Genomic DNA, 23,652 nt, shown 5'->3' with positions numbered 1-23,652 from the left:
AGGCGGCGCAAGCCGCCTGCTGCTTTTATAGAGACAAGCCATGACCCCCGAACGCTTCAAGCGCATCACCGATATGCTGGCCCAGCGTCAGCTCGATTTGACCGTCTGTATGGAAGAGGTCCACAAACCTCACAATCTGGCCGCTATCGTGCGTACCGCCGATGCCATCGGCATCCACCGGGTACACGCCGTCTGGCCCAAAACCTGGATCCATAAGCGCAAGGGCACCGCCCGCGGCAGCCAGAACTGGGTGGATGTAAAACTGCACTCGGATATCGGCACAGCCGTTGCCGAACTGAAAGCTTCAGGCATGCAGATCCTGGCAACCCACCTCTCCGACAGCTCCGTCGATTTTCGCGCTATCGACTACACCAAACCGACCGCCATTCTGGTGGGTCAGGAGAAACACGGCATCGGTGAAGAGGCGCTGGCGCTGGCCGACCACCATATTGTCATTCCCATGGTCGGCATGGTGCAGTCCCTCAACGTCTCGGTGGCTGCTGCCGCCATCCTCTACGAGGCGCAGCGCCAGCGCGAGCTGGCCGGTTGCTATCAGCGCGGCTGCCCGCTCACGCTGGAGGAGCAGAACAGCATCCTGTTCGAGGGGGGTTATCCTATCTATGCCCAGCTCTGCAAAGAGAAAGAGATACCCTACCCCCAGCTCGGCCCGGCCGGTGAAATTCTGGCGGACGAAGAGTGGTGGCAACGGATGCAGCTGACCCGCAAAGGGTGGGCACAGCAGAGCGAGCAGGACGACCTACAGGAGGAGTGATGGAGAACCCTTTTGGCAGCTGGCTGGAATCGCAAATCATCCGGGATCACCTGACCAACCCGAACATAGAGGCCGGCGACTACAGCTACTACTCCGGCTACTACCACGGCAAACCGTTCGAGGATCACTGCGTCCGCTACCTGCTCGGCGATGGCTCGACCCGCGACACCTGGGAGAGCGGCCTCTGGGGCGAGGTGGATCGGCTGATCATCGGCAAGTTCTGCTCCATCGGCTCGGGCGCCACCTTCATGTTGGCGGGCAATCAGGGCCACCGGCTGGATTGGGTCTCAACCTTCCCGTTCAACCCCGACACCTTTGGCGAAGGTGCCCGCAGCGGCTTCCAGCGCAAGGGGGACACCCGGATTGGCAACGATGTCTGGATCGGCTCGGAAGCGATGATCATGCCCGGCATCACCATAGGTGATGGTGCCGTCATCGCCACCCGCGCCGTGGTGACCAAGGATGTGGCCCCTTACACCATAGTCGGCGGCAACCCGGCCCAACCGATCCGCCGCCGTTTCAACGATGAGCAGATCCTCATGCTGCAAGAGATGCAGTGGTGGGACTGGCCCCTGCCTCGCTTGCAAGCCTGCATGGCGCTGCTCTGCTCGGGGGATATCGCCGCCCTTTATCACCATTGGCAACAGGAGTGTGCCTGATGAAACCCCTCTCTCTTGCCCTGTTGGCCCTGACCCTGTTTTCTGCCGGAGCCCTTGCCGTGACCAATACCTATCAGCTCACCAGCGAAGCCGATGTACCCAGCCTCTACCAGCAAACCCTGCCCGACTTCTGGCGCCAGCATGCGGTGGAAGGAGAGTTCAAGGGCAAGGATGGGGTGACCATCCGCTATGCCGCGCTGCGGCAGGAGAAGGTCGATCGCGCCATCCTGATCGTCAATGGCCGGGTCGAAAGCTACCTCAAGTATCAGGAGCTGGCGTGGGATCTCTGGCGTCAGGGCTACAGCCTCTATCTCATCGACCATCGCGGTCAGGGGATGTCCGACCGGATGCTGAATGACCCGCAGAAGGGATATGTCGACCAGTTCGACGATTATGTGGCCGATCTGAAGCAGTTTCACGACCAGATCATCATGGCGGACCAACCTGCCAAGCTGTTCCTGCTGGCCCACTCCATGGGCGGTGCCATCTCGGCCCGCTATCTGGAGCGCTGGCCCGATGATATCAAAGCAGCCGTACTCTCCTCCCCCATGCTGGGCATCAATCTCGGCGGTCTGCCCAAGTGGCTGGCCAAGGGATTGGCGAGCACCATAGGCACGGTCGGCGGTTGGATTAGTGAGCCTCCCTACGGCCCCGGTCAGGGAGCCTATCAGGATCACGGCTTTGCCGATAACGAACTGACTCACAGCCAGCCCCGCTATCAGGCCTTCCGCCAAATCTACGAGCAGCACCCGCAGATCAAGCTGGGTGGCGCCACCGCCCACTGGATTTATCAGGGGATCACAGGTGCCGATGCCGCCATCGCCGATGCGGGCGCCATCAAAACCCCGCTGCTGGTACTGCAGGCTGGCAACGACAGCGTGGTGGACAATGCCGCGCAGGATCGCTTCTGCACCATAGCCAAGTGCGAAGGGGGCAAACCACTGCGCATCGAGGGTGCCTGGCACGAGCTGTTTATCGAATCCGATGACAAGCGCCAGCCAGCCCTGACCGCGATGGTCGACTTTTTCGCCCGCTTCTGAGCTGGCTATTTTTTGTAACCCTAAATAAATGGGGTGACAGTGCGGGCTAAGGTAAACTGCCCCTGTTTTCAATCGATGCCGAGGTAATGATGTTCAAGGTAGTTGTATCCGATCTCGATGGCACTCTGCTCAACAAGCAGCACCAGATCTCTCCCCGTACCCGGGATACCCTGCACCGCCTGGTAGAACAAGGTGTGAAATTCGTGGTCGCCACCGGCCGTCATCACGTTGACGTACGCAGCTTCCGCGATGCGCTGGGGATGGACATCTACCTCATTACCTCCAATGGCGCCGTGGTCCATGACAAACAGGATCAGCTGATTTTCAACCAGCCGCTGCCGACCGAGATCGCCGCCGAACTGATTGCGCTGGAGCGCGACCCCTCTATCCACCTAAATGTCTATCAGGGTGATGACTGGGTGGTGGAAGAGGAGCTGCCCTGGCTGCTGCAGTTCCACGACGAGTCAGGGTTCACCTACCGTCTGGTCGATGACCTGAAACAGGAACCGAAAGAGCAGATCAACAAGGTGTTCTACATCGGCGACCACGAGAAGCTGCTGAAAATCGAGGCACACCTCAACCAGCGCTATGGCGATCAGCTCAACGTCACTTTCTCCCTGCCGGACTGCCTCGAAGTGATGCACGCCGGGGTGCATAAGGGCAATGCTGTGCGTGCCGTGCTGGAGCAGAACGGGTTCGATATGTCCGAGGCGATCGCCTTCGGGGATGGCATGAACGACTTCGAGATGTTGACCATGGTGGGACGCGGTATCGTGATGGGCAACGCCCATGACCGCCTGAAAATGGCGCTGCCGGAGTATGAGCAGACCCTCACCTCCGACGAAGATGGCGTCGCCGTCTATCTGGAGAAGCTGTTCGAGCTGGAGAGCGTCAGCGCCGCCTGATCCTCTTCATCCCGACATTCGATTCAACAAAGCCTCACCATGTGAGGCTTTGTTTTTTCAGGGTTTCCAGCCAGGGATTGGGCCGCTGCCAGCTGAAGCTCTGGTTTGCGCCACCGTAACATTCGGCCAGCCGCAGCGGCGTGCCGGGGGTATGGCGTCGCCCGGCCACATCGAGGCAGCGGGAGACCTTGCTATTGAACAGCTTGTCTTTCTGCCACTCCCACTGCGCCTGACCGTCACAGGGGGCCAGCATCACTTCGCTGTCGTTTTTAGCTTGCAAACAGAGATCCTGCAGGCGCAACTCACCCAGATCCCACTCGAACAGTTGATCGTCTTTTCCGCTGCAAGGTTGTGCCAACACCTTCTGTCGGGATACTGCGACACAAAAGCCGCCGCTGGTCAGCAAGGGAGAGATCACCCGATCTTCCGACGGTCTCGAAGCGATTGAGTCCATAATTTCATCGGTTGATAGCGGCTTGATGGTACACCCCCCCAGCAGCAAGGCAGCCAGCAGGGCAGGAGAGCAAGCAAAGGAAATTTTGTTATTCATGGAAAAATGCCTGAAATGGGCCGATGACATCCGGTTGTCAGTGACTCGAGGCTGAAGCATAACCGAAAGGCGGGGCGCGCTGCCCAAATAGAGTGTAAACAGACGTAACAGGGAGAGAGTACTGGCACGGCGGAGGCCGGAAAGCAAAAAACCCCGCCGAAGCGAGGTTTTTCTAAATGTGGTCGGTGATAAAGGATTCGAACCTTTGACCCTCTGGTCCCAAACCAGATGCGCTACCGGACTGCGCTAATCACCGAGGCTATTTCTTTCAAAATAGTTTACTTCAAAAAAACAAAGACGACCTGATGGCCATCCTCGTCATGCAGCAAGTATGGTGCGAAGAGAGGGACTCGAACCCTCACACCCGGGGGGCACTAACACCTGAAGCTAGCGCGTCTACCAATTCCGCCACCTTCGCGTACCTGACAAGCTGTAAAATGGGGTGGCTGATGGGGCTCGAACCCACGACAACCGGAATCACAATCCGGGACTCTACCAACTGAGCTACAGCCACCACAGCTGTTTTCGTTCCACAACAACGCCCGTTTAACCGACGCACTTTTGATGGTGCGCCCGACAGGATTCGAACCTGTGACCTCTGCCTCCGGAGGGCAGCGCTCTATCCAGCTGAGCTACGGGCGCTACGCTGTCGAACGGGGCGCATTATTAATGATGGTTGCTGGTTTGTCTACACTTTTCTGTCACCGAAACACTGTTCGTTGCTTTTTCAAGCACATTGCGCACTTTTCTTCCACTATTCCCCTGCTGCCAGCCGAAAAGGGGCAGATCGCTGTCACAAATCACCTTGCTGCCTTGACTTGATTTGATGCCCATCTAGAATGAATGAACGTTCATTCAATCGAAAGTCACACTGATGATTCTGGATAAAAAAGAGAGCATCTTCAACGCGGCCCATGAGGTGCTGGGTGAACGGGGTTTTCATGGTCTGTCGATTGCAGAAGTCGCCAAGAAGGCCAATGTTGCCACCGGCACCATCTATCGCTACTTCGGCGACAAGGATGATCTGATCCGGCAACTGCACCAGCACACTATCTTGCAGTGTGTGCCCATGGTCATGGCCGATGTAGCAATCGATAAAGTTTCATTTCAACAATTTCGCCAATTATGGCTCAATATTCATGCCATTTTTGTTAACGAACCCAACGCTATCCGGTGCAAATTGCAGTACGAGAGCTCTCCGCTAGGGGCAGAATTGGAGACCAATCCTGTCATTCTGGCCGCCTGGGAGCCTCTGGACCGATTTTTTGAACAGGGCGTTGAACAAGGATTGTTTATTGATTTACCGATACGGGCACTCCAGGTGTTGAGTCTGGACAGTGTCATGCATCTGGCCCTGCAGTGCAGGGTGCACAACATCACGCTGACCGAATCGCAGTTGGAAACCGCGATCCGGGCCAGCTGGAATGCCATTTTATCCCCCAATCTTTCCACCTCAGGAGCCTGTTCATGAAAAAGTGGATGGCCATTATGTTGCTGATAGCGATCGCCTTGTTTGGCAGCGTCATCGGCTTCAATTTGTTCAAACAGAAGATGATTGCCCAATACATGGCCAACCGGCCGGAACCCGAGTTCCCCGTCACCGCCATGGTGACCAAGGCGCAGGATTGGGTACCGACCATCGAAGCGATCGGCTTCATCGAGCCGAATCAGGGGGTGACCCTCTCCACCGAACTGGCTGGCACCATTGATGCCATCACCTTTGAGTCGGGCAAACCGGTCAAGGCTGACCAACTGCTGCTGAGCCTGGACTCCACCGTGGAGAAGGCCAATCTGCGCGCCTCCCAGGCCAAGCTGCCAGCGGCAAAAGCCAAATTCGAACGCTTCCAGAACCTCTACAAGACCAGCTCCATCTCCAAAGAGCAGCTGGATGAAGCCGAAGCGGCCTATCGCTCGCTGGAAGCGGATATCGAGAGTCTGAAGGCGACCATTGCCCGTCGTGAAGTGCGCGCGCCCTTTAGCGGCGTGGTCGGCCTGCGCAATGTGTTCCTTGGCCAGTATCTGCAACCAGGCACAGATATCGTGCGCTTGGAAGATACCAGCGTGATGCGTCTGCGCTTCACCGTGCCCCAGACCGATATCTCCAAAATCAAGCTGGGCCAGACCATCAAGATCAATGTGGATGCCTATCCGCAAACCCAGTTTGACGGCCATATCACCGCCATCGAGCCTGCGGTCAACTTCCAGAGCGGCCTGATCCAGGTACAGGCAGACATTCCGAACAACGACGGTCAGCTCCGTTCCGGTATGTTCGCCCGCGCCAGCATCATTCTGCCGACGGTGAAAGATCAGATCGTGATCCCGCAGACCGCTATCTCCTTCACCCTTTACGGTCAGAACGTCTATGTGCTCAAAGAGGGCGAAGAGACCGACAAAGAGGGTAACAAGGTGAAAGTGCTGCGAGCCAAGCAGGTTGTGGTCAAGGCGGGTGAGCGCCGTGGCAACGATGTGCATGTGCTCTCCGGCATCCAGGCCGGTGACCAGATCGTACTGTCGGGTCAGGTTCGCCTGAGCAACGACACCAAGGTGCATGTGGTCGAGAACGATGCCCTGGCCGTTCCGGCACAAACCCCGATGCTGTAAGCGCGGAGATCTGCGATGCGATTTACTGACATATTTATAAAACGGCCTGTGCTGGCGATCTCGCTCAGCTTCCTGATCGCCTTGCTGGGCTTTCAGGCCATCTTCAAGATGCAGGTACGGGAATACCCCGAGGTGACCAACACGGTGATCACCGTCAGCACTGGCTACTATGGCGCCAGTTCTGATCTGATCCAGGGGTTCATCACCCAGCCGCTGGAACAGGCGGTCGCGCAAGCCGACAACATCGACTTCATGACCTCCTCCAGCCAGCTGGGTAGCTCCACCATCACTGCATACATGAAGCTCAATACCGACCCCAACGCCGCGCTGTCCGACATCCTGGCGAAGGTGAACTCGGTGCGCTCTCAGTTGCCGAAAGAGGCGGAAGACCCCTCGGTCACCTCCTCCACCGGTTCAACCACGGCGGTGCTCTACCTCGGCTTTACCAGCCCGGAGCTCAACTCCAGCCAGATCACCGACTATCTGGAGCGGGTTATCAAGCCGCAGCTCTTTACTGTCGGCGGGGTCTCCAAGGTTGACCTCTACGGCGGTGTCGAGTTTGCCCTGCGGGTATGGCTGGATCCGGCCAAGATGGCGGCCTTCAACCTGACTGCCAGCGACGTGATGACGGTGCTCAACAGCAACAACTATCAGTCCGCGACAGGTCAGGCGACCGGTTACTTCACCCTGTTCAATGGCAATGCCGAGACCCAGGTCAAGGATGTCGACGAGCTGAAGCGACTGGTGGTGGCTACCCGCGACGGCAAGGTGATCCGTCTGGCGGACATCGCCAAGGTAACCCTCGAGAAGAGTCACGATGTCTATCGTGCCAGCGCCAATGGTCGCGAAGCCGTGGTCATGGCGGTCAACGCCGCCCCGACAGCCAACCCCATCAACATCGCCCGCGATGTGCTGGCACTGCTGCCGAGCCTTGAGCGCAATATGCCGAGCACCATGCGTCTCAACGTGATGTATGACTCCACCGTGGCGATCAACGAGTCCATCCACGAGGTTATCAAGACCATCCTGGAGGCAGCCGCCATCGTTCTGGTGGTCATCACCCTGTTCCTCGGCTCGTTCCGCGCGGTCATCATCCCGATCATCACCATTCCGCTCAGTCTTATCGGCGTGGTGATGATGATGGATATGTTCGGCTTCTCGATAAACCTGATGACCCTGCTGGCGATGGTGCTGGCGATCGGTCTGGTGGTGGATGACGCCATCGTGGTGCTGGAGAACGTCGACCGCCATATCAAAGAAGGTGAAGAGCCGTTCCGGGCCGCCATTATCGGTACCCGTGAAATTGCGGTGCCGGTTATCGCCATGACGGTCACCCTGGCGGCGGTATACGCACCTATCGCCCTGATGGGGGGTATCACCGGCTCCCTGTTCAAGGAGTTTGCCCTGACCCTGGCAGGTGCCGTGTTCGTCTCGGGCATCATCGCCCTGACCCTGTCACCGATGATGTGTTCCAAGATGCTCAAGGCCAACGAGCAACCGGGCAAATTCGAGAGCACGGTCCACCACCTGCTGGAACGGATGACCGATCGCTACGACAGCATGCTGCACGCCGTGATGAAAAAGCGCCCCGTCATCGTGGTGTTCGCCGTCATCGTGTTCGCCAGCCTGCCGTTGCTGTTCAAGTTCATCCCGAGCGAACTGGCACCGTCAGAGGACAAGGGGGTAATGGCCGTGCTGGGTACCGCACCGTCCAACGCCAACCTGGACTACATCGAAAACACCATGGCGGATGTGAACAAGATCCTGGACGAGCAGCCCGAGATCGCCTTCTCCCAGGTCTTCTCAGGGGTGTTCAACGCCAACCAGGCGTTCGGTATCGCCTCCATGGTGCCCTGGAGCCAACGTGAAGCGAGCCAGAAAGAGGTGCTGGATCGGGTCGCCAATCTGGTGAAAGACATCCCGGGTATGGCCATCACCACCTTCCAGTTCCCGGAACTGCCGGGAGCATCGAGTGGTCTGCCGATCCAGTTCGTCATCACCACCCCGAACAGCTTCGAAAGCCTGTTCCTGGTGGCCGGTGAAATTCTGGCCGCGGCGCAGAGTAACGGTCAGTTCGTCTATTCGGATCTCGATCTGAACTACGACTCCGCCACCATGAAGATCCGCATCGACAAGGACAAGGCGGGTGCCTACGGCATCACCATGCAGGATATCGGTATCACCATGGGCACCATGATGGCGGACGGTTACGTCAACCGTATCGACCTGGATGGCCGCTCCTACGAGGTGATCCCGCAGGTCGAGCGCAAATACCGTCTCAATCCGGAGTCCATCAAGGGCTACTACGTGCGGGCCGCAGATGGCAAGTCGATCCCGCTCGGCAGCCTGATCACCATTGAAGTGGTTGGCGAGCCCCGCGCCCTGCCCCACTTCAACCAGCTGAACTCCGCCACTATCGGTGCCGTTCCGGCTCCGGGTGTGGCCATGGGTGATGCGATCAACTGGTTCCAGACCACCGCCGACGAGAAGCTGCCGCAAGGCTATCGTTACGACTTCATGGGTGAAGCCCGTCAGTTCGTCACCGAAGGCAATGCGCTCTATGCCACCTTCGCGCTGGCACTGGCGATCATCTTCCTGGTGCTGGCGATCCAGTTCGAGTCGGTGCGTGACCCGCTGGTCATCATGGTCTCTGTACCGCTCGCCATCAGCGGGGCCTTGATTGCCTTGGCTTGGGGACTGGCGACCATGAACATCTACTCCCAGGTGGGCCTCATCACCCTGGTGGGTCTGATTACCAAGCACGGCATCCTGATCTGTGAAGTAGCGAAGGAAGAGCAGCTGCTGCGCGGCATGAACCGGATGGAAGCCGTGATGCAAGCCGCCAAGGTGCGTCTGCGTCCGATCCTGATGACCACCGCCGCCATGATTGCCGGTCTGATCCCGCTGCTCTACGCCGCAGGCGCCGGTGCAGCACAACGATTCAGCATCGGTATCGTCATCGTGGCAGGCCTTGCCATCGGTACCCTGTTCACCCTGTTCGTACTGCCGGTGATCTACACCTATCTGGCTTCCGAGCACAAACCCTTGCCGGTATTCGATGAAACCATTCCGCCCAAGGCAAACGGCGGACACTGATCATCAATCACTTGCCAAGGCCCCGATACGGGGCCTTTTTTATGGTTCGCAGGAAAGACGACATAAGTCCATGAAGCAGTTAAACTAAAAAACACAACATCCAGACCGCAAGGACGCCATGTCAGGACTCATCTCCAAGACCGCCGAGGCCGTAGGCCGCAACGGACTCTCATACCGCCTGCTCTCCTATATTCTGGTGTGTAGTACCGTATTGGCGATGATCATTACGGTGCTGCAACTCGCCTGGGATTACCGCAAGGATGTCGCCGTCATCGAAGACAGCATCGGCCAGATCGAAGCCTCCTTTTTGCAACCTATTGCCGCCAGCTTGTGGAACCTCGATGAGGAGCAGGTCAAAGTGCAGATCGAAGGGATCATGAACCTGCCCAACATGCAGTTTGTGATGGTCAAGGAGATGCTCGGCAACTCCGAAGTGCCACTGTTGACCCAGGGAGTAGAACGGGAAAGCTATGACATCTCCCAGGAGTTCAATCTCACCTATCAGGGGGAAATTGTCGGCAAGCTGTTTGTCGCCGCGTCGCTGGAGCAGATTTACCAGCGTCTGATTGAGAAGTCAGTGCTGATCATGGTCAGCCAGACCATCAAGACCCTGGTGGTCTCATTTTGTATCCTGATCATCATTTACTATCTGGTGGTCAGGCACATCAACCGCATCGCCAACTACGCCCAGAAGTTCAACCTCGATCGGCTCGACATGGCGCTGGAGCTGGAAGGCCGCCCGCAGCCGCGCAAGAAACCCGACGAACTGGATACCCTGGTCTCCACCCTCAACCAGATGCGCACCCGGCTACGTGACGAGCTGGTCGCTCGTCATCAGGCGGTGGAACAACTGCAACAGGAGCGGGATTTCTCCGCCACCCTGATCAACTCCGCCAACATGGTCATCTGCTGCATGGAACCAGACTTGACCATCGCCAGCATCAACCCGGCAGCCATACTGCTGACCGGCTACCACCAGCAGGAGCTGCTCCAGCACAACTGGCTGGATCTCTTCGTCAGCCCGACCCAGCGGGAAGAGCTGAACAATATCCTGAACGAAGAGGGGTCACTGGCAGACAAAGAGGTCATCATGCATGACCAGCAGGCCCACGAGCTGGTGCTGCAGTGGACCTTCGTACCCTTCTATGAAGGGCCGAACCTCAAGTACCAGATCGGGTTCGGCTACGACATCACCCAGTTGAAAAAGGTCGAGCGGGAGATTATCCAGCTCAATGAGCAGCTGGAAGGAAAAGTGGTGGAACGTACCCGCAGCCTGAGTGAAGCCAACAACCAGCTCGGCAAAGCGTACGACGACCTGAAACAGGCCCAGCAGACTCTGGTGGAGTCGGAGAAGATGGCCTCCCTCGGCTCGCTGGTAGCCGGGGTGGCACACGAGATCAACACTCCGATCGGCATCAGCGTGACCGCCTCCTCCTACCTGCAAGAGCGGGTCGCCGACTTCAAGTCTCATATCGACTCCAAGCAGCTGTCGCGCTCCTATCTCAACGAGTTCACCGTCAACCTCGACGAATCGATGCAACTGCTGCAGAGCAACCTGCGGCGCGCCTCCGAGCTGATTGCCAGCTTCAAGCAGGTGGCGGTCGACCAGTCATCGGAAGCTCGCTACAACTTCAGTCTCGCCGACAACCTCCATCAGGTGGTGGTCTCGCTTGGCCACAAACTGAAGAAGAGCCAGTGCGAAGTGGATATCCAGTGCGATCCCAAGCTGTCGATCTTCTCCTTCCCGGGCAGTTTTACCCAGATCTACTCGAACCTGATCCTCAACTCCATCAACCACGGGTTCGACAGCTGGGACAAACCGAAGAAGATCACCATCAAGGTGGAACAGCAGGGAGAGGAGCTGTTTATCGACTATTCGGACAACGGCCGCGGCATCCCGCCCGAAATCTTGCCGCGCATCTTCGATCCCTTCGTCACCTCCAAGCGGGGTCAGGGTGGCAGCGGTCTGGGCACCCACATCATCTACAACCTGGTGGTGCAACTGCTGAAAGGCCGTATCAGCTGTGCCAGCGAACCGGGCCAGGGCGCCCAGTTCCATATTCGCCTGCCGATCCAACATAACTGAGCGCTGGCTCTTGTGAGCCAGCCGCTTTATCCCCATCATGCTGTGATTGCATTCTTAATGAGCGGAGAACCTCGCAATGGCACAGCATTTTGACTATATCGCCATCGGCGGCGGCAGCGGCGGTATTGCTTCTGCCAACCGGGCTGCCATGTACGGTAAGAAAGTTGCCCTGATTGAAGCCAAAGAGTTGGGTGGAACCTGCGTCAACGTAGGCTGCGTACCGAAGAAGGCCATGTGGTATGCAGGCCAGATCGCCGATGCCCTGAAATATGGCGCCGACTACGGCTTTGACACCACCCTCAACCACTTCAACTGGGCCAAGCTGGTCGAGTCCCGCCAGGCCTACATAGGCCGCATTCACCAGTCCTATCAGAACGTGCTGGGCAAGAACCAGATCACCGTCATCAAGGGCTTCGCCCGCTTCGTCAGTAGCAACACCATCGAGGTTAATGGCGAGCACTACACGGCCGATCATATCCTGATCGCTACCGGTGGCCGCCCGGAAATTCCGGCCATCCCGGGTGCCGAGCTGGGTATCGACTCCGACGGTTTCTTCGAATTGCAGGCACAACCGAAGCGGGTTGCCGTAGTGGGTGCTGGCTACATCGCAGTCGAGATCGCCGGGGTGATGCAGGCGCTCGGCTCCGAGACCCATCTGGTGGTGCGCAAGCACGCGCCGCTGCGCAACTTCGACCCCATGATCCACGAGACACTGGTCGAAATCATGGCGCAGGAAGGGCCCAAGCTGCACACCCACGCCATTCCCAAAGCCGTGCTCAAGAACGCAGACAACAGCCTGACCCTGCAACTGGAAGATGGTCGCCATCTCACCGTCGACTGCCTGATCTGGGCCATCGGCCGGGTACCGGCTACCAACAACCTCAATCTGGCTGCCGCAGGAATCGCGCTGGACGAGAAGGGCTTTATCCCGACCGACAAGTTCCAGAACACCGCCGTCGCCAACATCTATGCAGTGGGTGACAACACGGGTCGCATCCAGCTCACCCCGGTGGCCGTCGCTGCGGGCCGTCGCCTCTCCGAACGGCTGTTCAACAACAAGCCGAACGAGCACCTCAACTACGATCTGGTGCCGACCGTGGTGTTCAGCCACCCGCCCATCGGCACCATCGGCATGACCGAACCTGAAGCTATCGCCGAATACGGCGAGGACCAGGTGAAGGTCTACCGCAGCCAGTTCACCGCCATGTACTCGGCACTGACCCAGCATCGCCAGCCCACCCGGATGAAGCTGGTCTGTGTCGGCCCGGAAGAGAAGGTGGTCGGTCTGCATGGTATCGGCTTTGCCATGGACGAGATCCTGCAAGGCTTTGGCGTCGCCATGAAGATGGGGGCCACCAAGGCGGACTTCGACAACTGCGTTGCTATCCATCCGACCAGCGCGGAAGAGTTCGTCACTATGCGCTAAGGGCAGATGAAGTTGGCCTGTCACGAGCAGCCGGCGTCTACAGCCATGTAACCCCTTCACCCAAACCCGGCTCAGGCCGGGTTTTTTGATCACTCCTCGCCATTTCTCTCGCAAATCCGTCGTTCTTTACGCCGATTTTACGCCTGCCACATGGCGCTTTATGGCACCTTTACGCCTGTTTTACATACCCTTTTCAGCGTCAATGACACCAACAGAGTCGATATGATCTTACATCGGCTCTCGCAGCTAATTATCTCAATGGAGTCGATATGAATTGGCTATATCTGCTGCTCGTCCTCGCCTTGATGGCCTATCTGATGCGCGCACTCACGCGCAGTCACGAGTGAGGGACTACCTATATGCAGCAAGAAATTATCTATCCGGTGGCCTTCGTGCTGCTGGTTCTGCTGCCGGCACCGCTGCTGGGCAACTACATCTACCGGGTATTTGAAGGCAAAATCCGCTGGCTGGCACCGGTCGAGCGCGCCACGCTGGCTTGCTGTGGCACCGATGGACGGGAGCAGGACTGGAAGTCCTACGCCCTCAGCCTGCTGGCCTTCAACGGCGCCGGTTTCGGTCTGCTGTTCCTGATCCTGATGGCGCAGGGGTTGCTGCCCCTCAACCCGCAACAACTGCCGGGTCTGAGCTGGCAACTCGCCTTCAACACCGCAGTCAGCTTTATGACCAACACCAACTGGCAAGCCTATTCCGGTGAGGCCAGCCTCTCCTACTTCAGCCAGATGGTGGGGCTGACCACCCAGAACTTCGTCTCCGCAGGGACGGGCGCTGCCGTCGCCATTGCCCTGTTCCGCGGTATCGCCCGTCAGCAGACCATCAACCTTGGCAACTTCTGGCAGGATCTGGTTCGTTTCTGCCTCTATGTGCTGCTACCCATCGCGCTGATCATGGCGCTGCTGCTGGTATGGCAAGGTGTTCCGCAAAGCCTCTCCGCCTATCTGCCGTTCCAGGGTGTGGAGGGTCAGGAGCAGCTGCTGCCCCTCGGCCCGGCGGCCTCGCAGATCGCCATCAAGCAGCTTGGCTCCAACGGCGGCGGCTTCTTCGGCATCAACTCGGCACATCCGTTCGAGAACCCGACAGCCCTCTCCAACTGGCTGGAGATGGTCGCCCTGCTCACCATCGCCGCCGCCATGGTCTTTACTCTGGGCCGCTATGTGAAGGACATGGCCCACAGCCGCGCCATTCTCGGTGCCATGACCCTCATGCTGATGCTGGGGCTCTTCGTCTCCCTCTCACAGGAGCTGAAACCGGATCACACCCTCGCCCAACTCATCACTGACGCCAGCAACATGACTGGCAACTGGGAAGGCAAGGAGAGCCGCTTCGGCCCTGTGCTCTCCAGCATCTGGGAAGTGGCGACTACTGCCGCCTCCAACGGTGCCGTCAACGCCATGCACGACAGCTTTACTCCGCTCGGCGGCATGGTGGGCATGATCAACATGCTGCTGGGTGAGGTCATCTTCGGCGGGGTCGGCTCCGGTATCTACGGCATGATGCTGTTCGTGCTGCTGACCGTGTTCCTGTGCGGCCTGATGGTGGGACGTACCCCGACCTATCTGGGCAAACGGCTCGGTATCACCGAGATGAAGTGGGTGGTCGCCAGCATGCTGGTCATGCCGGTGGGTGTTTTGGTGATCGGTGGTGTCACCCTGCTGATGCCGGATGCCAGCACCATCATCGGCCATGATGGCCCGCACGGTCTGTCACGCCTCATCTATGCCTACGCCTCGGCTGCCGGCAACAACGGCTCCGCCTTCGCCGGTTTTGCCGCCGGTGACAACTGGCAGTGCATCGCCATCGGTCTGGCCATGCTGCTCGGTCGCTTCGGCTACATCATTCCGGTACTGGCCATCGCCGGTCAGCTGGCCCGTGCGCCCCGTCAGGAGACGAGCGAAGGGGACTTCCCCATCAGCGGCCCGCTGTTCGTTGCCCTGCTGATTATCACCGTCCTACTGATAGGTGGCCTCTCCTTCCTGCCGGTGCTGGCACTGGGCCCGGTGGCTGAACATCTGAGTCTGATCGGAGGTGCATTCTGATGAACCTGACCCTGTCGATCACCATCCGGATGCCAATGGCCAACTATCTGATGCTGGGAGCTTTCCAATGAGCAAGTCCACTGCAATGAGCACCGACACCATGTTGGTGAAGGGCAACAAACAGAAATCACAGATCACCCAGGCAATGGTTGAGGCCCTTTATCGCTTCAATCCCAAGGCGCTGTTTGGCAGTCCCATCCTGTTCACCCTCTGGCTGGCCGCAGTCATGGCGACCGTGGAGTCCCTGCTGGGGCAGCCCTTCTCGGGGGTTGCCCCCTCGCTGGCCTGGCAGCTGACCGCCTGGCTCTGGCTGACTCTCTGGTTTGCCAACTTCGCGGAAACCCTGGCCGAGGGGCGCGGCAAGGCCCGCGCCGACAGCCTGAAAGCTGGTATGAGCCAGCTCAAGGCCCGCCGGGTGGCGAATGCCAAAGATGGTCAGGGTGAATGGGTACCCGCCACCAGCCTGATGAAGAGTGATCTGGTGCTGGTACGCAGCGGCGAGATGATCCCTGCCGACGGTGAAGTAATCGCCGGCATCGCCTCGGTCAACGAAGCCGCCATCACCGGCGAATCCGCCCCCGTCATCCGCGAGTCGGGTACCGACCGCAGCGGCGTGACCGGCAACACGACGGTCGTCTCCGACGAGATCTGGGTGCGCGTCAGCAACAATCCGGGCGAGAGCACGCTGGATCGGATGATCGCACTGGTGGAAGGGGCCAAGCGCCAGAAGACCCCCAACGAGATGGCACTCGATGCCCTGTTGGTGGGTCTGACCCTGATCTTCCTGCTGGTGGTCGCCACCCTGCCCTGGTTCCTCGACTACAACGGCACCCAGGTACCGCGTCTCTACCTGATCGCTCTCTTCATCACCCTGATCCCGACCACCATCGGCGGCCTGCTCTCCGCCATCGGCATTGCCGGTATGGATCGACTGGTGAAGCTCAACGTCATCGCCAAGTCTGGCCGTGCCGTGGAAGCGGCCGGTGACGTGCGCACCCTGCTGTTGGACAAGACCGGCACCATCACCTTCGGCAACCGGATGGCCGACGAGTTGATCCCGGCACCGGGCGTCGACCCAGCCCTGCTGGCACAAGCGGCCATGCTGGCCTCGCTGGGTGACAACACCCCGGAGGGCAAATCCATCCTGACTCTGGCCAGCAAGAGCATGGCCAAGCCGAGTCAGCTGGAGAGCGACAAGGTGATCCCCTTCAGCGCCGAAACCCGGCTGAGCGGACTGGATCGCAACGGTCATCAATATCGCAAGGGTGCGGTAGATGCCGTGCTGAACTACCTCAGCCTCGACCGCAAGGCGGTACCTGAGCTGGTGCTCAAGTCAGTCGACAGCATCGCCCGTCAGGGTGGGACTCCGCTGCTGGTCTGCACGCAGGAGAAACTGCTGGGGGTGGTCTACCTCAAGGACATCATCAAGCCCGGTATCAAGGCTCGCTTCCAGATCCTGCGCCACATGGGGATCCGCACCGTGATGATCACCGGCGACAACCCGAAAACCGCCGCAGCCATCGCCGCCGAAGCCGGGGTGGATGACTTCATCGCCGAAGCGACGCCGGAGAAGAAGCTCGCCTATATCCGGCAGGAGCAGGCCGATGGTCGTCTGGTCGCCATGTGCGGCGACGGTGCCAACGATGCACCTGCGCTGGCACAGGCTGATGTGGGTCTGGCCATGAACGAGGGTACCCAGGCCGCCAAGGAGGCGGGCAATCTGGTGGATCTCGACTCCAACCCCACCAAGCTGCTGGATGTGGTGCTGGTCGGCAAACAGCTGCTGGTGACCCGTGGCGCCCTGACCACCTTCTCCATCGCCAACGACGTGGCCAAGTACTTCGCCATCCTGCCAGCCCTGTTCATCGCCGCCTACCCGCAACTGGGCGCGTTGAACCTGATGCAGCTGGGCAGCCCGCAGAGCGCCATCCTGTCGGCCATCATCTTCAACGCCCTGATCATTGTGGCGCTGGTGCCGCTGGCACTGCGCGGTGTCGACCTGAAAGGCTCGGCCGCCAGCCTGCTGCGCCGCAACCTGCTGATCTACGGTGTCGGCGGCCTGCTGGTGCCGTTTATCGGCATCAAGCTGATCGATCTGGTCATTACCGGCCTGGGTCTGGTGTAACGACATAACCGGGATGCGGGTCAGACCCGCATCCCCAGCCATCCTTTTGGAGCAAGAGAATCATGATAGCAATCAGAACCCTGTTGACCCTGACCCTGCTGCTGGGCGTGGGTTATCCGCTGGCGGTGACCGGGCTGGCCCAGCTGCTCTTCCCCTGGCAGGCCAACGGCAGCCAGCTCACCGACAGCAAACAGCAACTGATCGGTAGCGCCCTGCTGGGGCAGAAATTCGAGCGAGCTGACTACTTCCATCCCCGCCCCTCAGCCAGCGATTTCAACACCATAGGCGGCAGCGCCAGCAATCTGGGGATGAGCTCACCGCTGCGGGCAGAGTTTGCCGAACAGGCAGCCAAGGCTCAGCCTGGAACCCGCTCCCCCGCCATGCTGACCCGCTCCGCCTCCGGCCTCGATCCCCACCTGCCGCTGGATGCGGTGCTGGCTCAGGTCGACCGCGTCGCCAAAGAACGTGGACTGGATCCCGCCCAACTGACAGAGCAGGTCAAGTCGGCCACACAAGCTGGTATCCTTGGCCCGCAGGTGGTCAACATTCTCCAGCTGAATCTGCAACTCGATCATCAAAAGGGCGCCTGATGGCGCCCATTCCGGTTTGGTGATGACCTCGATTTTCGAAACGGGCAGTTGGCTCGATAGGGATAACAATGGCTGATGTAGCAAGCGCTGATGCCCTGCTGACGAGTCTGATGCAGGAGCATGGGGATGCGTGATGAGGTAAGGGCCGACGCCCTGCTGGCGAGCCTCGAACAGGAGCACAAGGGCAAGCTGAAGGTGTTTCTCGGGGCCGCTCCCGGCGTCGGCAAGACCTACGCCATGCTGCAGGCGGTGCGGGAACAGGCCAAAGAGGGGGTCGACATCCTGATCGGCGTGGTGGAGACCCATGGCCGTCAGGAAACACTGGCTCTGCTCGACAAGCTCGCCATCATGCCGCGCAAGATCCACATGCACCGCCAGCAGCGACTGGAAGAGATGGATCTCGACGGCCTGCTCGCCCGCAAACCGGCCATCGCCGTGGTGGACGAGCTGGCCCACAGCAACGCCCCCGGCAGCCGCCACGAGAAGCGCTGGCAGGATGTGGAGGAGCTGCTCAACGCCGGGATCGACGTCTACACCACCCTCAACGTGCAACATCTGGAGAGTCTCAACGATCTGGTGTGGCAGCTGACTGGGGTCAGGGTGAAAGAGACTCTGCCCGATCAGGTGCTGCTGGAAGCCGACAGTCTGGTGCTGATCGACCTGCCCCCCAAAGAGCTGCTCGGCCGCCTCAAGGAGGGCAAGGTCTATGTGCCCCATCAGGCCAAGGCTGCGTTGCAATCCTTCTTCTCCCTCAACAACCTCACCGCATTGCGGGAGCTGGCGATGCAGACCGCCGCCAGCCATGTGGAGGGCGATCTGCAACTGCAGTGGCAGGCTGCAGGCAAGAGCACCTTGCCGCTGCGGGGCAAGCTGATGGTTTGTCTCGGTGACCTGCACGGCTCGGCGCTGGTGCGCTACGGCCACCGCTTTGCCCAGCGCCGCCAGCTTCCCTGGCTGGTGGTGCATGTCGACAGCAATGGCCGCCGCTCTGCCGATGTGGAGCAGGCGCTGGCGCTCGCCTCTCACCTCGGAGCCAAGGTGCTGACGCTCTCCAGTCCGGCGGTCGCCAACACCCTGCTGGAGACCGCCGAACAGCAACAGGTCTCCCAGCTGCTGCTCGGCAAACCTCACAAGGCGCCATGGCGCCGCTCGCTGGTGCAGCACCTGCTCAAGCAGGCGCAGGGGCTCGAAATCACGCTGGTCGATACCGAGAAGCAGAAGCCCGAAGTGGGGATGCGCGTCCCGACCCCGAAGGATATTCACCACAGCCTGCTGGCGGTGACCATCATGGGGATCACCTCGGCTGCCGCCTGGGGGCTCTCCTACTGGCTACCACCCGCAGCGTTGCCGCTCATCTTCGTGCTGGGGGTGCTGGCGACGGCCCTCACCACCAGCCTGGTACCCGCCACGCTGGCGGCGGTGCTGGGCTTTATCGCCCACAATCTGCTCTTCACCGCCCCCTACTTCTCCCTGAGCGTCGCCAACCACAGCGATCTGCTCACCCTGTTTGTGCTGCTTATCGTCGGCATGACGGCGGGGCGGCTCGCCTCCCGTCAGCGCCAGCAGTTGATCGGTCTGCGAGAGACCCAGCAGCTGGGCAATGCCCTGCTCTCCCTCAGTCAGGGGCTGGCCACTGCCAGCAGCCCGGAGGAGGTTTTGAGACAAGGTGCCCAGGCCATTTCGCTGGCGCTCGGCCAGCCGACCGTGGTGATCGACAAGGAGTTCAACGATCGGCTCGGCAACGAGAAGCACAGGCCCGGGCAGACCGACAAGGCGGCCATCGACTGGTGTCTGGCCCAGAAGCAGAGCGCCGGTGCCCACACCGCCACCCTCAATGCCGCCGAGGCGCAGTATCACCACCTCAGCGATGACCTGGTGATCGGTATAACGCTGGCCAATCCGCTCTCCTCCTCTGCCGAACATCAGCTGCAGGCGCTGCTCACCGACATTCGCGCCGCGCTGGCGCGGATCGACCTCAACGAGCGGCTGGCCGACAGCCAGCTGCAGGCGGAAACAGACCGGATGCGGGCCGCCCTGCTCTCCTCGGTCTCCCACGACTTGAAGACGCCGCTGGCCACCATCATGGGTGCCGGCAGCACCCTGCTGGAATATGGTGACCGGATCCCCGCCGAAGACCGCGACGAACTGCTCCACTCGGTGCAGGAGGAGGCGCGCCGCCTGCACAGCTATGTGCAGAATCTGCTGGATATGACCCGCATCGGCTCCCCCGACTTCCAGCTGAAACGGGACTGGGTCGATCTGGCGGATCTGGTGGAGAGCGCCCGCAAGCGGCTCGACTCCTCCTGGCGCCAGCACAAGCTGCTGGTCCATTTCGATCAGCATGTGCCCCAGCTTTATGTGCACGGCGCCCTGATCGAGCAGGTGCTGGTCAACATTCTCGACAACGCCTCTCGCTACTCGCCGGCTGGCACCCCTATCGAGTTCAAGGTGATGGTGGCCGAACCCGACCTCATCATCGACATCATCGATATCGGGGTCGGTATCGCCGAATCGGATCGGGAGAAGATCTTCAACCTCTTCTACACCCAGCCGGTTGGCGATTGCGGCAGCCGCGGCACCGGGCTTGGCCTCGCCATTTCCCGCGCTATGATAGAGGCCCACGGCGGCAAGATTTGGGCCTTCTCCGGCCCCAATGGCAACGGCACCTGCATGCGCATCTCCCTGCCGCTCGCACTCAATTCACCGGAGGTTTGATGGCGCACATTCTGGTCATAGATGATGAAGCGGCGATCCGTCGCTTTCTGCGGATCAGCCTGATTGCCGAGGGGCATCAGGTGAGCGAAGCGGTGGGGGTCAATGAAGGGCTGGAGCAGTATCGCCACCTCAACCCCGATCTGGTGATCCTCGATCTCGGTCTGCCGGATGGCGATGGCATTCAGGTGTTGCAGGCCATTCGCGAGCACCACCCCAATCCGGTGCTGGTGTTGTCGGCCCGCGATTCGGAGCAGGAGAAGGTGCGCTTGCTGGATGCCGGTGCCAACGACTACATGAGCAAGCCGTTCGGCATCGGCGAGATGATGGCTCGCATTCGCGTGCTGTTGCGCCAGCGGGCTGGCGTCAGCAGCGGCGAGCGGCGCCACTTCCCCCAATGCGGCCTGACGCTTGATGTCAGCAGCCACAAGGTGACCATGAAGGAGGAGGAGATCCCTCTCTCCCGTAAGGAGTTCGCCCTATTGCAGGCGCTGGTGTGCCACCCCGGCAAGCTGGTGATGCAGACCCAGCTGCTCAACGACATCTGGGGGCCGAGCCACAAGGAGGATACCCACTACCTGCGCATCGTCATCGCCAGTCTGCGCAAAAAGCTGGGGGATAACCCCCAGCAACCGACGCTTATCGAGACCGAATCAGGTATCGGCTACCGTTTTATCGGCAACTGACGTTTCACGTGGAACGACGCCCGCAGCAAAACAGTGCCAGCAAGCCACAGCCACTCAGCAACAGGCCGAGATCCTGCAATCCGGCCGCCACCGCCAATCCCAGACTGAGCAGCAGGTAGTAACCAAGCCCGAACAGGGCGCCTGCACTACCCGCCACCTCGCGATAGGCCAGCAGCGCCTGACTCAGCACATTGGGAATAGCCAGCCCGAAAGCGACGACGACACCCATCATGGGCAACAGGAACCAGAGGCTGGCCTGAGTCGCCCATACCAGCAGCCCGGTAACCAGCGCCAGAGCGCAAGCCAACCTGACCAGAGATGACGGCAGCCACCCCCTCCCCAGCAGATGCTTGTTGAGCAAGCTGCCGAGCAGAGTCGCCAGCGCCAGCAAGATCCCCGAATAGCCAAACTCGCCGGTGCTCAACCCCAACCCAGCAAACAGGAACGGGGCCAGACTGTAGTAACCAAACAGCATGGTGTTGAACAGGGCGACCAGCATGGCACTGCGCCAGAGTCCGCCATCCTTCATCATCCGACACGCCAGCGGCCAGAGTGCGACTTGCCGGGTGGTGGCCGGACGGGTTTCCGGCAGTTGCCAGCAGGTCACCAGCAGCAAGCCTACCGCCAGTATCAGCAAACCGCTGAACACCCCGAGATAGCCGAACCCGCTCGCCAGCTGGCCGCCACTGAGCAGCCCCAGCACCGGGCTCAAGGAGAGCGCTATGCCCATCACCGAGAAGACCCGTGCCAGATCGCTGCCCTGATAGCTATCGCGCAGCATGGTCTGGGTCACCACGGAGCCCACGGCGGCGCCAAAGGCCGAGATAACCCGGGCCAGCAGCAGGGTTTCAAACTGGTTGGCCAGCAGCGCCAGCAGGGTGCCGACGCCATAGGTGAGCAGACCTGCCAGCATGGCGGGACGCCGCCCGATCAGATCGCAGAGCCGTCCCCAACAGACCACGCCCACCGCAAACGCCAGAAAATAGACCGACAGGGTCTGGGATGCCTGCCCTTCGCTCACCCGAAACTGGCTGGCGATGTGGGTCAGGACCGGGCTGTAGATGGTTTCCACAATTTGGGGAAACATCATCAATCCCACCACCAGCCAAAGCGGTGGCAACTTGTTGTTCATGACAAACCTCCTTCATAAGAGGTCGCTATTCTAGAGAGACGCCGACTGTCTGATTACAATAAGCAGGACTATAAATATCAAAAATCGGACATATGGCCTTTATTCTTCCCGATCACCCTTTTGACCCCGACCAGCTGACGGGCAGCGTGATCGGCATTGCCTCCGCCCTCGGCTGGCACGACTCGGGCCTGCATCAGCATCAGCGCCACCAGCTGCTGTTCGCCCAATCCGGCTGCATGACCATGGAGCTGGAAGGCCGGGTCTGCCTGCTGCCGCCAACACGCGCCGCCTGGCTGCCTGCTGGCACCGCACACCGGATCTTGATGCGCGGTGTCGTTGCCTACCGCTCCCTCTACTTCCAGCCGCACCCCGAGTTGCCCGGCACGGTGGAAGTGCTGGCAGTCAATCCGCTGCTGCACGAACTGATCGAACGGATGGCGCTCTGGCCGTGGGACAAACCGCAAGAGCAGCAGCAACGGACGGTGGCACTGTTTATGGAGGAGTTGGAGCAGGCACCGCGGGAGTCGTGGCAGTTGCCGCTGCCGACCGCTCCCAGACTGGGCGACTGGCTACAGCAGTTGAAACGGGGGGATGCCCTGCCCGATCGGCTCAACCGGCTGGCCAAGCGGGTGGGTGCCAGTGACAAGACCATTGGCCGCATCTTCATGCGGGAGACCGGCATGAGCTATCAGGCGTGGCGTCAGCAGTGGCGGCTGTTGCGCGCCATGGAGCTGCTGGCAGAAAGCGAGCCCATCAGCCGGATTGCCGCTGCGCTGGAGTTCTCCAGCGACAGCGCCTTCATCAGCTTCTTCAAACAACATACGGGACAGACCCCCCTGCGCTACCTCAACTCTCGGGGTGAGTCGCCACAGCCTGGCTCGCCTCCACCACCAGGGTATCCAGCGCCAGCGGCTTGAGATTGTGCAGCGCATCCTGCATCACGGCGTGGGATGCCTGTTGCAACTCGCTCTGCACATCTTGCTCCAGCTGGGCACTCTCCAGCTCGGGCCGCGGGTTCTCGTTGGCCATCACGTTCAGGCTCAGGGCACTCACAATCAGGGTGGCGATCAGGATTTTCATCTGGTTTGCTCCGGTATGGTTGAGATGACCAGATAGCTATTCCAATTGTTGTGCCACTCTTCACAAATCACATAACATGATGATTTTGTTTAAATTCACCATCTTGCGATACCAAATTGAGTTGCAAAATGCATCCTG

18 protein-coding genes and 4 tRNA genes are annotated in these 23,652 nt (G+C 59.9%); 15 read left to right on the top strand and 7 right to left on the bottom strand.

Annotated elements, in window-relative coordinates; all coding sequences use genetic code 11:
• The first annotated feature begins 40 nt into the window (after positions 1-40).
• From trmH to G5332_RS13650, 4 genes are all read left to right on the top strand, one after another.
• Positions 41-772, top strand: a complete 732-nt coding sequence (gene trmH / locus G5332_RS13665) for a tRNA (guanosine(18)-2'-O)-methyltransferase TrmH (protein ID WP_421311296.1) — start codon at positions 41-43, stop codon at positions 770-772.
• Positions 772-1,431 (top strand): CatB-related O-acetyltransferase, encoded by a 660-nt coding sequence (locus G5332_RS13660; RefSeq protein ID WP_421311295.1) that lies wholly within the window; start codon positions 772-774, stop codon positions 1,429-1,431. The genes trmH and G5332_RS13660 overlap by 1 nt, the downstream gene beginning before the upstream one ends.
• Positions 1,431-2,471, top strand: coding sequence for an alpha/beta fold hydrolase (locus G5332_RS13655; protein WP_421311294.1), 1,041 nt, complete (start codon positions 1,431-1,433; stop codon positions 2,469-2,471). The genes G5332_RS13660 and G5332_RS13655 overlap by 1 nt, the downstream gene beginning before the upstream one ends.
• Before the next feature lie 89 nt (positions 2,472-2,560).
• Positions 2,561-3,376, top strand: coding sequence for a Cof-type HAD-IIB family hydrolase (locus G5332_RS13650; protein ID WP_005339262.1), 816 nt, complete (start codon positions 2,561-2,563; stop codon positions 3,374-3,376).
• Between the two features lie 34 nt (positions 3,377-3,410).
• On the opposite strand, the gene G5332_RS13645 is transcribed toward G5332_RS13650, so the two are convergent.
• From G5332_RS13645 to G5332_RS13625, 5 genes are all read right to left on the bottom strand, one after another.
• Entirely contained in the window at positions 3,411-3,926 is a 516-nt protein-coding gene (locus G5332_RS13645; protein ID WP_421258371.1) for a ricin-type beta-trefoil lectin domain protein, read from the bottom strand.
• A gap of 179 nt (positions 3,927-4,105) precedes the next feature.
• A tRNA-Pro gene (locus G5332_RS13640) sits at positions 4,106-4,182 on the bottom strand.
• A 76-nt stretch (positions 4,183-4,258) separates the two neighbouring features.
• Positions 4,259-4,344: transfer RNA gene (locus G5332_RS13635), tRNA-Leu, on the bottom strand.
• Positions 4,345-4,364: 20 nt separating this feature from the next.
• Positions 4,365-4,440, bottom strand: a tRNA-His gene (locus tag G5332_RS13630).
• Positions 4,441-4,491: 51 nt separating this feature from the next.
• Positions 4,492-4,568 (bottom strand) — tRNA-Arg (locus G5332_RS13625).
• Positions 4,569-4,800: 232 nt separating this feature from the next.
• On the opposite strand from G5332_RS13625, the gene G5332_RS13620 reads away from it, so the two are divergent.
• The 10 genes from G5332_RS13620 (at position 4,801) to G5332_RS13575 (ending at position 21,302) form a co-directional block, all read left to right on the top strand.
• Entirely contained in the window at positions 4,801-5,397 is a 597-nt protein-coding gene (locus tag G5332_RS13620; RefSeq protein ID WP_005339267.1) for a TetR/AcrR family transcriptional regulator, read from the top strand.
• A complete protein-coding gene (locus G5332_RS13615; protein WP_216952544.1) occupies positions 5,394-6,527 on the top strand; it encodes an efflux RND transporter periplasmic adaptor subunit in 1,134 nt (377 codons plus the stop codon). Before G5332_RS13620 ends, G5332_RS13615 begins: the two co-directional genes overlap by 4 nt.
• 15 nt (positions 6,528-6,542) lie before the next feature.
• Positions 6,543-9,623 (top strand): multidrug efflux RND transporter permease subunit, encoded by a 3,081-nt coding sequence (locus G5332_RS13610; protein ID WP_216952542.1) that lies wholly within the window; start codon positions 6,543-6,545, stop codon positions 9,621-9,623.
• Between the two features lie 118 nt (positions 9,624-9,741).
• Positions 9,742-11,709 carry an ATP-binding protein gene (locus G5332_RS13605; protein WP_421311293.1) on the top strand — a complete coding sequence of 656 codons (1,968 nt, stop codon included), beginning with the start codon at positions 9,742-9,744 and terminating at the stop codon, positions 11,707-11,709.
• 76 nt (positions 11,710-11,785) lie between these two features.
• Complete coding sequence (gene gorA, locus G5332_RS13600) at positions 11,786-13,135, top strand: glutathione-disulfide reductase (protein ID WP_421311292.1); 1,350 nt, start codon at positions 11,786-11,788, stop codon at positions 13,133-13,135.
• A gap of 359 nt (positions 13,136-13,494) precedes the next feature.
• Entirely contained in the window at positions 13,495-15,189 is a 1,695-nt protein-coding gene (gene kdpA, locus G5332_RS13595) for a potassium-transporting ATPase subunit KdpA (RefSeq protein WP_421311291.1), read from the top strand.
• Positions 15,190-15,256: 67 nt separating this feature from the next.
• On the top strand, positions 15,257-17,314 hold the full coding sequence (gene kdpB, locus G5332_RS13590) for a potassium-transporting ATPase subunit KdpB (RefSeq protein WP_421311290.1): 2,058 nt from the start codon (positions 15,257-15,259) through the stop codon (positions 17,312-17,314).
• Between the two features lie 62 nt (positions 17,315-17,376).
• Positions 17,377-17,904 (top strand): potassium-transporting ATPase subunit C, encoded by a 528-nt coding sequence (locus tag G5332_RS13585; protein WP_042054362.1) that lies wholly within the window; start codon positions 17,377-17,379, stop codon positions 17,902-17,904.
• Between the two features lie 126 nt (positions 17,905-18,030).
• The gene (locus G5332_RS13580) at positions 18,031-20,619 is read left to right on the top strand and encodes a sensor histidine kinase (RefSeq protein WP_005355773.1); all 2,589 of its coding nucleotides are present in this window, start codon (positions 18,031-18,033) and stop codon (positions 20,617-20,619) included.
• Entirely contained in the window at positions 20,619-21,302 is a 684-nt protein-coding gene (locus G5332_RS13575; protein ID WP_047439862.1) for a response regulator, read from the top strand. Before G5332_RS13580 ends, G5332_RS13575 begins: the two co-directional genes overlap by 1 nt.
• A gap of 4 nt (positions 21,303-21,306) precedes the next feature.
• On the opposite strand, the gene G5332_RS13570 is transcribed toward G5332_RS13575, so the two are convergent.
• Positions 21,307-22,434 carry a multidrug effflux MFS transporter gene (locus tag G5332_RS13570; protein WP_421311289.1) on the bottom strand — a complete coding sequence of 376 codons (1,128 nt, stop codon included), beginning with the start codon at positions 22,432-22,434 and terminating at the stop codon, positions 21,307-21,309.
• A 92-nt stretch (positions 22,435-22,526) separates the two neighbouring features.
• Here G5332_RS13570 and G5332_RS13565 point away from each other — a divergent pair, with 92 nt between their 5' ends.
• Positions 22,527-23,351, top strand: a complete 825-nt coding sequence (locus G5332_RS13565; protein ID WP_421311288.1) for an AraC family transcriptional regulator — start codon at positions 22,527-22,529, stop codon at positions 23,349-23,351.
• Here the strand turns inward: G5332_RS13565 and G5332_RS13560 are convergent.
• Positions 23,281-23,514, bottom strand: coding sequence for a hypothetical protein (locus G5332_RS13560; protein ID WP_421311287.1), 234 nt, complete (start codon positions 23,512-23,514; stop codon positions 23,281-23,283). The genes G5332_RS13565 and G5332_RS13560 overlap by 71 nt on opposite strands.
• Between the last annotated feature and the right edge of the window lie 138 nt (positions 23,515-23,652).

It is taken from the genome of Aeromonas sp. 603757, assembly GCF_049171255.1.
Classification (GTDB): domain Bacteria; phylum Pseudomonadota; class Gammaproteobacteria; order Enterobacterales; family Aeromonadaceae; genus Aeromonas; species Aeromonas veronii_A.
This window is presented reverse-complemented; position numbering and strand designations above follow the sequence as displayed.